Here is a 13221-nt window from a genome sequence, read left to right as displayed (position 1 = left end):
GCCGCGCATCCGTCGCCCGGCGGCGGCATGCAGGCTTCAGGCGGGACATGCGTACGGCGGCGTGCGCGGCCCGCCGGGATCAGCGTCCGAACAGGGCGAGCGGCAGCAGGTCGTGCGAGATCAGGTAGAGCATGCCGGTGACGGTGACGACCGACACCACCGTGCCGATCAAGACGGTCGAGGAGGCGCGCTCGACATAGACGTTGTATTGCCGGGCGATGACGAAGACGTTCAGCGCCGGCGGCAGCGAGGCCATCAGGGTCGCGGTCATCACCCAGACGCGGTCGAAGCCGCCGATCCAGTTGAGCACGACGAAGACCAGGACCGGGTGCAGGAGCAGCTTGATCGCCAGCATGAAGCCGATCTCGTGCGGCACGCGCCGGATCGGCCGCTGCGCCACCGTCACGCCGAGCGCGAACAGGGCGCAGGGCGCGCTCGAGCCCATCAGGTAGTTGAGGATCTTGTCGATGAATACCGGCGGGCGGAATCCGATCGCCGCCGCGCCGACGCCGACCATGGTGGCGATGACGAAGGGATGCAGGAAGATGCCCTTCAGGATCGACACCGCCATCGCCCCGGCCCGCTCGCGGTTCTCGCCGCCGAGCGCCATCAGGAGCGGGATCAGCGTGAACAGCACGACCGTGTCGAAGCAGAAGATCAGCGCGGTCGGCACGGTCGCGGCCGGACCGAGCGCGGCCAGCGTCAGGCCCGGGCCCATATAGCCGATGTTCGAATAGGCCGAGCCGACCGCCACGATGGTCGCCTCGCGCAAGTTTCCGCGGGTGGCGATGAGGCCGACGACGAGGCCGAGCGCCAGCACCGCGGCGGTGGCGAAGGAGGTGCCGGCGACATAGGCCCAGTTGGCGAGCTGCTCGATCGGCGTCTTCGACAGGAGCTGGAAGAACAAAGCCGGCAGCGAGACGTAGATGATGTAGAAATTGAGCCAGGCGAGGCCTTCGTCCGGGATCTTCTTGATCAGCCCGCAGGCATAGCCGATGAAGATCAGGCCGAAGAACGGCAGGGCGAGGGTCAGGACCTCGTTCATGGTCGGTCTTCAGCTGGAGGGATCGGGCGGCTCGGAGGCATCGGAACCGGATGCGCTTCGTTGCACCGGGACCGATGGTCGGCTATGGACGTGCCGTTACCTGCTCGCCGGCTCCGGGTCAATTCCCGACCGTGCATGGGTGCCCCTCTCGTGGAATCGCCGTGCCGCCCAGAGCCAACGTGCCCCCCGTGCCCCCCAGAGCCGACGCGCCCCCCAAAGCCAATACGCCGTCCGGACCCGGCGCGCCGGGTCTGCCGTCGCCGAGCCTGAAGCACCGTCTGGAAGCCGCCGGCGTGGCGGTGGCGCGCGCCCTGTTCCGGGCGCTGCCGATGGATGCCGCCTCCGCGCTTGGCGGCCGGCTGTGGCGATGGATCGCGCCGCTGACGCCGCGCCACGAACGCGCCCTGACGCATCTGCAGATGGCGTTCCCGGACATGGGAGACGCCGAACGGCGCGCCATCGCGGCCGCCATGTGGGACAATCTCGGCCGCGTCTTCGCCGAGACCTTCGTGCTCGACCGCCTCGCCGCCGACCCGTCCCGGCTGATCATCGGCGACATGGCGCCGGCCGAACGGATCGCCGCCTCGGGCCGCGGCGGGGTCGTCGTCTCGCTGCACATGGCCAATTGGGAACTATCCGCCCAGGCCCTGGTCCGGCTCGGCCTGAAGCCGACCGGCATGTACCAGCAATTGCGCAATCCGCTGGTCGAGGCGACGGTGCGGGTGCTTCGGGAAAACGTCTTTCCGGGCGGCCTGTTCGGCAAGGGCGGCGACGGCGGGGCGGACACGGCGATGCGGGTGGTCGGCATCGTCCGGCGCGGCGGCTGTCTCGGCATCCTCGGCGACCTGCGCGAGCCGACCGGCCCGGCCGTGCCCTTCTTCGGCATCCCGGCCCATGCCACGCCCTTCCCGGCCCTGGTCGCGCGCAGCCTCGGCGTGCCCCTGGTCGCCGCCCGGATGCGGCGCCTCGACGGCGCGCGCTTCCGCATCGATGCGGTCGAGATCGAGGTGCCGCGGACCCGGGACCGCAAGGCCGACGTGGCCGCGGCGACCGCCGGGCTGCACCGGGCCTTCGAGACCTGGATCCGCGAGACGCCCGAGCAATGGTTCTGGATTCACCGGAAATGGGCACCGCCGGGCAACAAGGACGCCCCGCGCTGAGGCCCGCGCGTAGCGGCCGGACGCGGAACGGGGGCGGCCCGCAGGGGCGGCGGCCGGCGGGTCGGGACGCCGCACCCGGCTTTCGGCCCATTGCCGGCGGCAGCTCATCCCGGTAGAGGTCGCTCTGTCATTGCTGCATTGCGATGCCGACAAGCCGACGAGGATGCCATGAAGAGCCCGCGTTCCTTCTTCAAGCCGCTCGCCATCGGGGCGCCCGAGCCCTTCCGCGAACTCCCCGTCCGGCTGGAGCGCATGATCCATTTCGTGCCGCCGCATCTGGAGAAACTCCGCGCGAAGGTGCCGGACCTCGTCCGGCAGGTCGACGTGGTGCTCGGCAATCTCGAGGATGCCATCCCGGCCGACCAGAAGGTCGCGGCGCGGCGCGGCTTCATCAAGATGGCGCAGGAGGTCGACTATGGCGCGACCGGGCTGTGGACGCGCGTCAACTGCCTGAACTCGCCCTGGATCCTCGACGACCTGACCGAGATCGTCGCGGAGGCCGGCAACAAGCTCGACGTGATCATGCTGCCGAAGGTGGAGGGTCCCTGGGACATCCACTATCTCGACCAGCTGCTCGCCCAGCTGGAGGCGCGCCACGGCATCGCCAAGCCGATCCTGATCCACGCGATCCTGGAGACGGCCGAGGGGGTCAAGAATGTCGAGGCGATCGCGCTGGCCTCGCCGCGCATGCACGGCATGAGCCTCGGCCCGGCCGATCTCGCCGCCTCGCGCGGCATGAAGACGACCCGCGTCGGCGGCGGCCATCCGGACTATGCGGTGCTGGCCGATCCGCGCGGCGACGCCCCGCGCACCGCCTTCCAGCAGGATCTCTGGCACTATACCGTCGCCAAGATGGTCGATGCCTGCCAGTCGGCCGGTATCAAGGCTTTCTACGGTCCCTTCGGCGACTTTTCCGACCCGGCCGCCTGCGAGGCGCAGTTCCGCAACGCCTTCCTGATGGGCTGCCTCGGCGCCTGGTCGCTGCATCCGACCCAGATCGACATCGCGAAGCGCGTCTTCTCGCCCGATCCGGCGGAGGTCCAGTTTGCGGCCAGAATCCTCGACGCCATGCCGGACGGGACCGGCGCGGTGATGATCGACGGCAAGATGCAGGACGACGCCACCTGGAAGCAGGCCAAGGTGATCGTCGACCTCGCCCGCCTGGTCGCCTCCAAGGATCCGGCCCTGGCGGCAGCCTATGGGCTGTGATTTGTCTGACAGCGCTTGACAATGATACGCCAGAACGGGCTATACGTCGAAGCTATGACGCCTCATCACCCTGCGTTTCAAGCCATGGACGAGATCCCGCGGGCCAAGTTCCGTATCGGTCAGGTCGTCCGCCACCGGGTCTATCCGTTTCGTGGCGTGGTCTTCGACGTGGATCCGGTCTTCAGCAATACCGAGGAATGGTGGCAGGCCATCCCGGAGGACATCCGGCCGCGCAAGGATCAGCCGTTCTACCATCTCTATGCAGAGAACGCAGAATCCGAATACGTCGCCTATGTGTCGGAACAGAATCTGGTCGCCGACACCTCCGGAGAGCCTCTGCGCCATCCCCAGGTCGAGGAAGCCTTCTTCGAGGACGACAACGGCGACCTGCGCGCCCGCGAGCGGGTCATGAACTGATCCGCCGCCCGGCGCCGCACGCGGACCGGGCCGGCTTGGTCGCACGATCGGCCCGCATCACGCCCAAAACCGCGCCGGCGGTCGCCATCCGCCGGCCGCCGCAGGCTCGCAGGCTCCTGCCATTAAAGCCATTTCGGGACGGTGACGCGCTCGGCGACCATCAGCGCGTCGATCAGGCGGGCCGGGTCGGCCTCGACCACGATGGCGCCGCGATGGGCGGCCGGCAGGAAGCCCTCGGCGATCATGTGGTCGATGAAGGCGACGAAGGGCTGCCAGTAGCCGGACACGTCGAGAAGCCCCATCGGCGTGTCGAGATCGCCGAGTTGGTTCAGCGTCCAAGCCTCGGCGAATTCCTCCAACGTCCCGACGCCGCCCGGCAGGGCGACCAGCGCATCGGCCATGCCGGCCATGCGGGCCTTGCGATCGCGCATGGTGGCGACGATCTCGTGGCTGGTCAGGCCCGGATGCAGGTGGCCCTTGCCGTTCAGCCGCTCGGTGATCACGCCGTGGACCCGGCCGCCGCCCGCCAGGGCCGCATCCGCGGTCACGCCCATCAGCCCCTTGTGGGTGCCGCCATAGATCATCGCGATGCCGCGCCGGGCCAGTTCCGCGCCGAGTTCGGCGGCCGCCGCCCGATAGGCGTCGCCGCGCCCGAAATTGGAACCGGAATAGACGGCGAGGCTGCTGATCGACGGCATGCTGGCTCCCTCTGTGGCCGGGGTGCAAAATCGCCGCGATTCCGACGCCTTGCGGCGGGAATCCGGTCGGAATTCTTTGACGCTCTTGCGCTATGGGTGTAGCTCGCTCCCTCGACGACGGCGACAGGATTCCGATCCGGATGATTTCCCAGAAAGCCCGCTACGCCTTCAAGGCCCTGATCGCGCTGGCCCGCATCGGACATGGCGCCAGCCTGCAGGCCCGGGAGATCTCCGCCCAGGAGAACGTGCCGCAGAGCTTTCTCGAGCAGATCCTGCTCGATCTGAAGCGCGCCGGCATCATCGGCAGCCGGCGCGGCCGCGAGGGCGGCTACACGCTGATCAAGGATCCGACCACCATCTCGTTCGGCCAGGTGCTGCGCTTGATCGACGGCCCGGTCGCCCCCCTGCCCTGTCTGTCGCGCACGGCCTACCGGCGCTGCGAGGATTGCGCCGACGAGGGCCGCTGCGAGGTGCGCCGCGTCTTCGCCCGCATCTACGACGCCCAGGTCGAAATTCTCGATTCCACCTCGATCGGCGACGCCCTCCTGGCCGGGCCGGCGCCGGAGATGCTGGCACCGCTCCTCGAAGCCAGCTGACGGCCGGAGCCCCAGCCTCATGCGCCTGGACACCCTGATCAAAGGCCGCGGCGGCGCCTTCCTGCGGCGCGTGAGCGTCGTCTCCGGCATGACGCTGGTCTCGCGCGCCACCGGCTTCCTGCGCGACATCGTCATCGCCAACCTGCTCGGTGCCGGCGCGCTGGCCGATGCCTTCTTCATCGCGCTGCGCCTGCCGAACCATTTCCGCGCCATCTTCGCGGAAGGCGCCTTCAACGCCGCCTTCGTGCCGACCTATGCCGGGACGCTGGCGCGCGACGGACTGGAGGCGGCCCAGGCCGCGGCCGGGCGCATCGTCTCGGCCCTGATGCTGGTGCAGATCGTCCTGCTGCTCGTCGCCGAGATCTGGACGCGCGGCCTGCTCGAATGGGTGACGCCCGAATTCGGCAAGGGCGAGCTCGCCGACCTGACCGTGGCGCTGACCCGCGTCACCTTCCCGTATCTGGCGGCGGTGACGCTGGTGACGGCGATCGGCGCGGTCCTCAACGCGCACCAGCGCTTCGCCGCGGTGGCCGCGGCACCGGTTCTGTTCAATCTCGGCATCATGGCCGGCCTCGCCGTCGGCGCCCCCTTCGGCAGTCCGGCCTATGGCGCCGCCTGGGGCGTCGCCGCCGCGGGGCTCGCCGAAGTCGTGCTGGTGGTCTTTGCGGCGCGCCGCGCCGGCATCCTGCCGGCCGCGCGCAGGCCTACGCTCGACCCGGCGGTCCGCACCTTCCTGGTCCGCCTCGGCCCGGCGCTGATCGGTTCGGGGGCGGCGCAGATCGCCATGTTCGCCGATACCATCCTGGCCGCCGCCCTGCCGGCGGGTGCCGTCTCGGCGCTCTATTATGCCGACCGGCTCTACCAGCTACCGGTCGGCGTGATCGCGGTCGCGCTCGGCACCGTGCTGCTGCCGGAACTCTCCGAACGCTTCGCCCGCGGCGATCTCGCCGGTGCGCAATCCGCCCGACGCCGGGCTCTGCTGGCGAGCGTGGTCGTGACGGCGCCCTTCGTGGTCGCCTTCTCGGTCTATGGCGACAGCCTGATCCGGATCGTGTTCGCGCATGGCGCGTTCCGGCCCGAGGCGGTCGACCGCGCCGGCGACACGCTGCAGGCCTATGGGCTCGGCCTGATGGCCGTCGTCATGCTGCGCCCGGTCGTCGCCGGCTTCCAGGCGCGCGGCGACACGCGGACGCCGATGCTGGTCGGTCTCGGCGTTCTGGTCGTCAATGTCGGGCTGAAGATCGCCCTGACCGGGATGATCGACGTCCAGGGCCTGGCGCTGGCGACCTCGGCGGCCGCCTGGTCGAACCTGATCATCCTGATGGCCCTGTCGCGCCGCATCGAACGCCGCCTGATGCAGGAGGCCGCCCTTGGCGAAGCCGGAGGCCGCGATGGCGACCGCCGGCCTCCCGATGTTACCGGTTCATGACCAGGATGGTCGCATTGAGCAGGGTCGCGTAGCTGACCCAGGCCAGATAGGGCACGAACATCCAGCCGGCGGCGCGGTCGATCGCGCCGAAGCGGCGCAGCGTCATCAGGACCGAGATCCACAAGGGCACGATGACGGCGAGGCCGAGCGCCGGGCTTTCCGCGCCGAAGAAGGCCGGCGTCCAGAGCGCGTTGAAGACCAGCTGGACGGCATACCAGCCGAGCGCTTGCCTGCGCGCCGGACTGGCCGGCCCCGACCAGACGCGCCACGCGGCGACCGCCATCATGATGTAGAGCAGCGTCCAGGCGACCGGGAAGGCCCAGCGCGGCGGCGTGAACCAGGGCTTGGCGAGGCCGGCATACCAGGTCGGGATCTTCGAGGCCGTCACGATCCCGCTGGCCCAGCCGATCAGAAGCGTCACGAGGACGAACGCGGCCAAGATCAGCCAGCGGTAAGGGCGCGGCATTTCGTCCCGAAAGGCGGATATCGAGGTCATCGGATCAGAGAACTCCATTGTGCATTGCAATATAATTAGCGCGCCGAGCCGCCGCGCCAAGATGCAGCCAAGATGTCGCAGGGGTCGATTGCCGTCGCAAATCCATGACCACATAGCGGGTGCGGCAGGATGGTCGCGTCATGGTTGCATCACCATGCGACACCGATATCGCGTTTCCGACCGCCCCGAGGACCGGCCGTGCGGGCCGCCGCCGCTGCCGGCATTACCAGGATTCATATGTGGCCGAACACTGCCGCCGCCCTCGTGGGGCCGGCGGCGGGTTCAGCGGACCTCGGCGCGGATCCAGTCGCGGAAGCGCTGGGCGCTGTCGGAGAGCGGCACGTCGGTCGGATAGACGAGATAGAAGGCGTTGTCGGAGACGAGCGCCGTCTCGATCGGCCGGATCAGGTCGCCGCGGGCGATGAAATCCTCCGCGAGGCGCTGGCCGCACAGCGCGATGCCCTCGCCGCGGATCGCGGTCTGCAGCAAAATCAAATAGTTGTCGAAGGTGAAGCCGCGCTTGGTGGGACGCATGGTGACGCCCAGCTGCTTGAACCAGGCCTCCCAGGTGACCCAATTGCGGTCGAAGGCGCCGAGATGCAGCAGCGTCTCGTCGAGCAGGTCCTCGACCGATTTCGGCGGCTCGCGGCCTTCCAGATAGCGCGGGCTGCAGACCGGCCAGATCTCGTTGCCGAACAGTCTTTCCGCAACGACGCCAAGCCATTGGCCGGAGCCGTAGCGGATCGCCACGTCGATCCCGGCCGATACCAGGTCCGAAACCGGGGCCGAGGCGACCAGGCGCAGATCGACATCCGGATGGGCGGCGCGGAAATTGTTCAGCCGGCCGACCAGCCAATAGGACGCGAAGGTCACGCTCGAGGAGACCGTCAGATCCTTGGGGCCGCGGCGGCGCCGGATGTCGACGCAGACCGTGGCGATATATTCGAGCCCCATGGTGGTGGCGTAGTGCAGCCGCGTGCCGTCCTTGGTCATGGTCAGGCCGCGCGCCTGGCGCTGGAACAGCGGCGCGCCGAGCGAGGCCTCCAGGGCCTGGATCTGGCGCGATACCGCGGCCTGGGTCAGGCCCAGCTCGCTCGCGGCGCGGGTGAAGTTCAGGTGCCGGGCGGCGGCCTCGAAAATCACGAGGCTGTTGACGGGCGGCAGTGTGCGGCGCAGCGAAGCCATGATCCTACCTCATGCCCGTATAAACATTCTTGCCGTTTTCATCGGTAATGCCGGATCCCACCATGGCGTTAAGGAGAAGGCGCCGCTCTCCATCGCCGGGTTGCATCGGCCGGGGCGGCGGATCCTTTCTAAGCCACGCCATTGAGGAACGCCATGCGCTATCATCCCGGTCTCTTCATCCCCGGCCCGACCAACGTCCCCAACGAGGTGCGCATGGCCATGAACCTCCCGATGGAGGACATGCGCTCGCCGGACTTCCCCAAGCTGACCCTGCCGCTGTTCGCCGACCTGAAGAAGGTCTTCAAGACCGAGACCGGCCAGCCCTTCATCTACCCGTCGTCCGGCACGGGCGGCTGGGAGGCGGTGCTCTCCAACACGCTCAATCCCGGCGACAAGGTGCTGATCTCGAGCTTCGGCCAGTTCTCGCTCCTGTGGGCCGACATGTGCCAGCGCCTCGGCTTCGACACCCAGGTGGTCGAGGTCGAATGGGGCGAGGGCGTCCCGGTCGAAACCTTCCACGACATCCTGAAGGCCGACACCGAGCACAAGATCCGGGCCGTCCTGACCACCCAGAACGAGACCGCGACCGGCGTCACCTCCGACATCGGCGGCGTGCGCAAGGCGATGGACGCGGCCGGCCACCCGGCCCTGCTGTTCGTCGACGGCGTCTCCTCGGTCGGCTCGATCGACTTCCGCATGGACGAATGGGGCGTCGACGGCATCGTGTCGGGCTCGCAGAAGGGCTTCATGCTGCCGACCGGCCTCGCCATCATCTGCGTCAGCCAGAAGGCGCTGGAAGCGCACAAGTCGTCCAAGATGGGCCGCTGCTTCTTCTCCTTCGAAGACATGGCGCGCATGAACAAGGACGGCTACTTCCCCTACACGCCGGCCACCACGCTGCTGCGCGGCCTGCGCGCCTCGCTCGACCTGATGTTCGAGGAAGGCCTGGAGAACATCTTCACCCGCCACCACCATGTCGCCTCCGGCGTGCGCGCCGCGGTCGAGGCCTGGAACGGCTGCCGCCTGGTCGCCGCCGCGCCGAAATGGCATTCCGACACCGTCTCGGCGATCTACGTGCCGGCCGGCGTCGATGCGGTCCGCGTCATCCGCCATGCCTATGACCGCTACCACACCTCGTTCGGCTCGGGCCTCAACAAGCTCGGCGGCAAGGTGTTCCGCATCGGCCATCTCGGCGCGATGAACGAACTGATGCTGCTCGGCGCGATCTCGGTCGCCGAGATGGCGCTGGTCGATTGCGGCGCCAAGATCGAACTCGGCTCCGGCGTCGCCGCCGCGCAGGGCGTCTACACGACCCGCCGCAACTCCCTGGCGCAGGCGGCCTGACCCCGCCGCCCGGACGACCGCCGGGCCCCGGTCCGGCGGTCATCTCTCCGGAGGTTCGCCTCCGAGGCCGTGCGCTCTGACGACAGGCGCCGGACCAGGCCGCAGGATCAAGCGTTGCGGCCGACACTGAACAACAAGACACTTCCGCTGGTCCGGCGTCCCGCCGGCAAAACCGCCCTTCGAGGGAGGAAGAGCATCCTATGAGCTTCACCCAGTACAAGCCCGTGGCGACGCGCCTGCAGCGCTCCGAACTCGCCTGCCCGGGCTCCAATCCGACGATGATCGACAAGGCCGCCGACAGCGCCGCCGACTTCGTGTTCCTCGACCTCGAGGACGCCGTCGCCCCCGGCGACAAGGAGCAGGCCCGCCGGAACATCATCCAGGCGCTGAACGACATCGACTGGAAGGCCAAGGGCAAGACCGTGTCGGTCCGCATCAACGGCCTCGACACCCACTACATGTATCGCGACGTGGTCGACGTGGTCGAACAGGCCGGCTCGAAGCTGGACACGATCCTGATCCCGAAGGTCGGCACCCCGCACGATGTCTACATGGTCGAGGCCATGGTCGCCCAGATCGAGGAGGCCAAGCGCCTGCCGAACCGGATCGGCCTGGAAGCCCTGATCGAGACCGCGATCGGCATGGCCAATGTCGAGGACATCGCCCGCCAGCACTACACCAAGCGGCTGGAAGCGCTGCATTTCGGCGTCGCCGACTTCGCCGCCTCGCGCCGCTCGCGCACCGTGGTGATCGGCGGCCTGAACCCGGACTATCCGGGTGACCAGTGGCATGCCGCCATCGACCGCATGGTCACCGCCTGCCGGGCCTTCGGCCTGCGCGCGATCGACGGTCCGTTCGGCGACTTCAACGCCCCGCAGGACTATATCGCCGGCGCCAAGCGCGCCGCGGTGCTCGGCTGCGAGGGCAAGTGGGCGATCCATCCCTCCCAGATCGCGCTCGCCAACGAGGTCTTCTCGCCGCCGCCGGCCGAGGTCGACCGCGCCAAGCGCATCCTGATCGCCCTCGACGAAGCCGCCGCCCAGGGCAAGGGCGCCGCCTCCCTCGACGGCCGCATGATCGACGCGGCCTCGGCCCGCATGGCCATGAACGTGGTCAAGGTCGCCGAGGAGATCGCCAAGAAGCAGGCGGCCTGACGCCCCACCGGTCCGGCGCCCCCGATGGGGATGCCGGACCGCCCCTTCCGGGCCCACGCCGGGGCCCGCCTGGCGGAGCCGCGATCGAGCGGCGCCCCGCGAATACCGACCCATCCTGCGGACGCGGCGCATGACGGCCGCAGGGACCCAAGCCGTAAGAACGCACCACCCGGCCTTCGGCCACCTTTCCCGCCCCCGGGAAAGGGGAAGGAAGACGCACGCCCGCATGCCGGACCGCCTGCGCCGCCCCGACCGCTGACGCCACTCACCCGAGGAGCCGACCATGGACATTCACGAGTATCAGGCGAAGGAAATTCTCGCGAAGTTCGGCGTACCGATCCCCAAGGGCGGCCTGGCCTATTCGCCCGAACAGGCGGCCTACCGGGCCCGCGAGATCGGCGGATCGGTCTGGGTCGTCAAGGCCCAGGTCCATACCGGCGGCCGCGGCAAGGCCGGCGGCGTCAAGGTGTGCAAGACCGAGAACGAGGTCGAGGAAGCCGCCGACCGGATGCTCGGCCGCAAGCTGGTGACGCACCAGACCGGCCCGGCCGGCAAGATGGTCGGCCGGCTCTATGTCGAGGGCGGCGTCAACATCGCCAAGGAACTCTATCTCGGCTTCGTGCTCGACCGCTCCGAGCAGCGCGTCATGGTGATCGCCTCGACCGAGGGCGGCATGGAGATCGAGGAGGTCGCGGCCGCGACACCGGAGAAGATCGTGCGCATGCCGGTCGAGCCCGCCGTCGGCATGCAGGCCTTCCAGGCCCGCGAGATCGCCTTCGCGCTCGGCATCCCGGCCAACGCGGTCACCGAAGCCAGCCAGCTGATCCTGCGCGCCTATCGGGCCTTCCGCGACAAGGACGGCACGATGCTGGAGATCAACCCGCTCGTGCTGACCCATGAGGGCCACCTGGTCGCGCTCGACGCCAAGATGAGCTTCGACGACAACGCGCTCTTCCGCCACGCCGACATCTCGGAGCTGCGCGACAAGAGCCAGGAGGACCCGCGCGAGACGCAGGCCGCCGACCGGGGCCTCTCCTATGTCGGCCTCGAGGGCGATGTCGGCTGCATCGTCAACGGCGCCGGCCTCGCCATGGCGACCATGGACATGATCCTGCTTGCCGGCGGCGCACCCGCCAACTTCCTGGATATCGGCGGCGGCGCCACGCCCGAGCGGGTCGCCAAGGCGTTCCGGCTGGTGACCCAGGACGGCAACGTGAAATGCGTGCTGGTCAACATCTTCGCCGGCATCAACCGGTGCGACTGGGTCGCCCAGGGCGTCGTCAAGGCGGTCGAGATGACCAACCTGAAGCTGCCGCTGGTGGTCCGGCTGGCCGGCACCAATGTCGAACTCGGCCAGCAGATCCTGCGCGAGTCCGGCATCAACGTCATCACCGCCGACACGCTGGCGGAAGCCGCCGAGAAGTCGGTCGCCGCGGCGAAGTCCGTCGCCGCCAAGGCCGCGGCCTGAGAGGAGGAAGACCCATGTCGGTTCTGATCAACAAGAACAGCCGGATCCTCGTTCAGGGCATCACCGGCAAGATCGGCTCCTTCCATGCCGAGGACATGATCCGCTACGGCTCGCCCGTGGTCGGCGGCGTGACCCCCGGCAAGGGCGGCACCGAGGTGCACGGCAAGCCGGTCTTCGACACCGTCAAGCAGGCCGTCGAGGCGACCGGCGCCGACACCACGATCGTGTTCGTGCCGCCGCCCTTCGCGGCCGATTCGATCATGGAAGCCGCCGATGCGGGCATCAAGGTCTGCGTCTGCATCACCGACGGCATCCCGGCCCAAGACATGATGCGCGTGAAGCGCTACATGCGCCGCTACAAGGCCGACAGCCGCATGCGCCTGCTCGGGCCGAACTGCGCCGGCGTGATCACCCCCGGCGAGGCGCTGGTCGGCATCATGCCCGGCCACATCTACCTGCCCGGCCGCATCGGCATCGTCGGCCGCTCCGGCACCCTCGGCTACGAGGCGGCCTCGCAGCTGAAGGCGGTCGGCCTCGGCATCTCGACCTCGGTCGGCATCGGCGGCGACCCGATCAACGGCTGCTCGCATCGCGACGTGCTCGAACTGTTCGAGAACGATCCCGACACCGATGCGGTGATCATGATCGGCGAGATCGGCGGGCCGCAGGAGGCCGAGGCCGGGCAGTATGCGCGCGACCACATGACCAAGCCGGTCTGCGCCTATATCGCCGGCCTGTCGGCACCGAAGGGCCGCAAGATGGGCCATGCCGGCGCGATCGTCTCCGCCTTCGGCGAGAGCGCGGCCGAGAAGGTCGAGATCCTGAAGGCCTGCGGCGTCACCATCGTGCCGACCCCGTCGGAATTCGCCCCGACGGTGCAGAAGATGCTCGCCGACCGCGGTCTCCTCGCCGCGGCGGCCGAGTGAACGGCGGGCCGGTCGGCGGACGCTTCCCGCGCCGCCCCCGGCCCGTCCCTCCGCCGGATCGCTCCCCGGACCGCTGCCGGTTCGGCCATGCCGG

At 69.0% G+C, this 13221-nt stretch carries 13 protein-coding genes; 9 read left to right on the top strand and 4 right to left on the bottom strand.

Annotation, left to right across the window (positions count from 1 at the left end; all coding sequences use genetic code 11):
• Positions 1–79: 79 nt before the first annotated feature.
• Positions 80–1045, bottom strand: a complete 966-nt coding sequence (locus ABB55_RS26095) for an AEC family transporter (protein ID WP_054361443.1) — start codon at positions 1043–1045, stop codon at positions 80–82.
• Between the two features lie 188 nt (positions 1046–1233).
• On the opposite strand from ABB55_RS26095, the gene ABB55_RS26090 reads away from it, so the two are divergent.
• The 3 genes from ABB55_RS26090 (at position 1234) to hspQ (ending at position 3831) form a co-directional block, all read left to right on the top strand.
• Entirely contained in the window at positions 1234–2205 is a 972-nt protein-coding gene (locus ABB55_RS26090) for a lysophospholipid acyltransferase family protein (protein WP_160321326.1), read from the top strand.
• 168 nt (positions 2206–2373) lie between these two features.
• Positions 2374–3414, top strand: coding sequence for an HpcH/HpaI aldolase/citrate lyase family protein (locus ABB55_RS26085; RefSeq protein ID WP_054361442.1), 1041 nt, complete (start codon positions 2374–2376; stop codon positions 3412–3414).
• A gap of 84 nt (positions 3415–3498) precedes the next feature.
• Positions 3499–3831 carry a heat shock protein HspQ gene (gene hspQ / locus ABB55_RS26080; RefSeq protein WP_054361441.1) on the top strand — a complete coding sequence of 111 codons (333 nt, stop codon included), beginning with the start codon at positions 3499–3501 and terminating at the stop codon, positions 3829–3831.
• Positions 3832–3953: 122 nt separating this feature from the next.
• On the opposite strand, the gene ABB55_RS26075 is transcribed toward hspQ, so the two are convergent.
• Positions 3954–4529, bottom strand: a complete 576-nt coding sequence (locus tag ABB55_RS26075; protein WP_181184023.1) for an LOG family protein — start codon at positions 4527–4529, stop codon at positions 3954–3956.
• A 140-nt stretch (positions 4530–4669) separates the two neighbouring features.
• Between ABB55_RS26075 and ABB55_RS26070 the strand changes: the two genes are divergently transcribed.
• Entirely contained in the window at positions 4670–5125 is a 456-nt protein-coding gene (locus ABB55_RS26070; RefSeq protein ID WP_054361440.1) for an RrF2 family transcriptional regulator, read from the top strand.
• Between the two features lie 19 nt (positions 5126–5144).
• The gene (murJ, locus tag ABB55_RS26065) at positions 5145–6554 is read left to right on the top strand and encodes a murein biosynthesis integral membrane protein MurJ (protein WP_054361439.1); all 1410 of its coding nucleotides are present in this window, start codon (positions 5145–5147) and stop codon (positions 6552–6554) included.
• Here the strand turns inward: murJ and ABB55_RS26060 are convergent.
• Both ABB55_RS26060 and gcvA read right to left on the bottom strand, forming a co-directional pair.
• Positions 6541–7050: a TspO/MBR family protein gene (locus tag ABB55_RS26060; protein ID WP_152982195.1), complete on the bottom strand. Its 510-nt coding sequence runs from the start codon at positions 7048–7050 to the stop codon at positions 6541–6543. The genes murJ and ABB55_RS26060 overlap by 14 nt on opposite strands.
• Before the next feature lie 282 nt (positions 7051–7332).
• On the bottom strand, positions 7333–8235 hold the full coding sequence (gcvA, locus tag ABB55_RS26055) for a transcriptional regulator GcvA (protein ID WP_054361438.1): 903 nt from the start codon (positions 8233–8235) through the stop codon (positions 7333–7335).
• A gap of 153 nt (positions 8236–8388) precedes the next feature.
• Between gcvA and ABB55_RS26050 the strand changes: the two genes are divergently transcribed.
• The 4 genes from ABB55_RS26050 to sucD all read left to right on the top strand — a co-directional run bounded on the left by ABB55_RS26050 (position 8389) and on the right by sucD (position 13127).
• Positions 8389–9579: an aminotransferase class V-fold PLP-dependent enzyme gene (locus ABB55_RS26050; protein WP_054361437.1), complete on the top strand. Its 1191-nt coding sequence runs from the start codon at positions 8389–8391 to the stop codon at positions 9577–9579.
• 200 nt (positions 9580–9779) lie between these two features.
• Entirely contained in the window at positions 9780–10733 is a 954-nt protein-coding gene (locus tag ABB55_RS26045; protein WP_054361436.1) for an HpcH/HpaI aldolase/citrate lyase family protein, read from the top strand.
• A 283-nt stretch (positions 10734–11016) separates the two neighbouring features.
• A complete protein-coding gene (locus ABB55_RS26040) occupies positions 11017–12201 on the top strand; it encodes a malate--CoA ligase subunit beta (protein ID WP_054361435.1) in 1185 nt (394 codons plus the stop codon).
• Between the two features lie 14 nt (positions 12202–12215).
• Positions 12216–13127 (top strand): succinate--CoA ligase subunit alpha, encoded by a 912-nt coding sequence (gene sucD / locus ABB55_RS26035; RefSeq protein ID WP_054361434.1) that lies wholly within the window; start codon positions 12216–12218, stop codon positions 13125–13127.
• Positions 13128–13221: the final 94 nt, after the last annotated feature.

This window comes from Prosthecodimorpha hirschii (genome assembly GCF_001305515.1).
GTDB lineage: Bacteria > Pseudomonadota > Alphaproteobacteria > Rhizobiales > Ancalomicrobiaceae > Prosthecodimorpha > Prosthecodimorpha hirschii.
The sequence above is the reverse complement of the archived record's forward strand: the minus strand, read 5'-3'. Positions and strand labels throughout refer to the sequence as shown.

Excerpts from the sequence above, each read along its gene's own strand:
- ABB55_RS26075 (WP_181184023.1), bottom strand. The coding sequence starts at position 4,529 with ATGCCGTCGATCAGCAGCCTCGCCGTCTATTCCGGTTCCAATTTCGGG.
- hspQ (WP_054361441.1), top strand. The coding sequence starts at position 3,499 with ATGGACGAGATCCCGCGGGCCAAGTTCCGTATCGGTCAGGTCGTCCGC.
- sucD (WP_054361434.1), top strand. The coding sequence starts at position 12,216 with ATGTCGGTTCTGATCAACAAGAACAGCCGGATCCTCGTTCAGGGCATC.
- ABB55_RS26050 (WP_054361437.1), top strand. The coding sequence starts at position 8,389 with ATGCGCTATCATCCCGGTCTCTTCATCCCCGGCCCGACCAACGTCCCC.
- ABB55_RS26095 (WP_054361443.1), bottom strand. The coding sequence starts at position 1,045 with ATGAACGAGGTCCTGACCCTCGCCCTGCCGTTCTTCGGCCTGATCTTC.
- murJ (WP_054361439.1), top strand. The coding sequence starts at position 5,145 with ATGCGCCTGGACACCCTGATCAAAGGCCGCGGCGGCGCCTTCCTGCGG.
- ABB55_RS26070 (WP_054361440.1), top strand. The coding sequence starts at position 4,670 with ATGATTTCCCAGAAAGCCCGCTACGCCTTCAAGGCCCTGATCGCGCTG.
- ABB55_RS26060 (WP_152982195.1), bottom strand. The coding sequence starts at position 7,050 with ATGACCTCGATATCCGCCTTTCGGGACGAAATGCCGCGCCCTTACCGC.
- gcvA (WP_054361438.1), bottom strand. The coding sequence starts at position 8,235 with ATGGCTTCGCTGCGCCGCACACTGCCGCCCGTCAACAGCCTCGTGATT.
- ABB55_RS26085 (WP_054361442.1), top strand. The coding sequence starts at position 2,374 with ATGAAGAGCCCGCGTTCCTTCTTCAAGCCGCTCGCCATCGGGGCGCCC.
- ABB55_RS26040 (WP_054361435.1), top strand. The coding sequence starts at position 11,017 with ATGGACATTCACGAGTATCAGGCGAAGGAAATTCTCGCGAAGTTCGGC.
- ABB55_RS26045 (WP_054361436.1), top strand. The coding sequence starts at position 9,780 with ATGAGCTTCACCCAGTACAAGCCCGTGGCGACGCGCCTGCAGCGCTCC.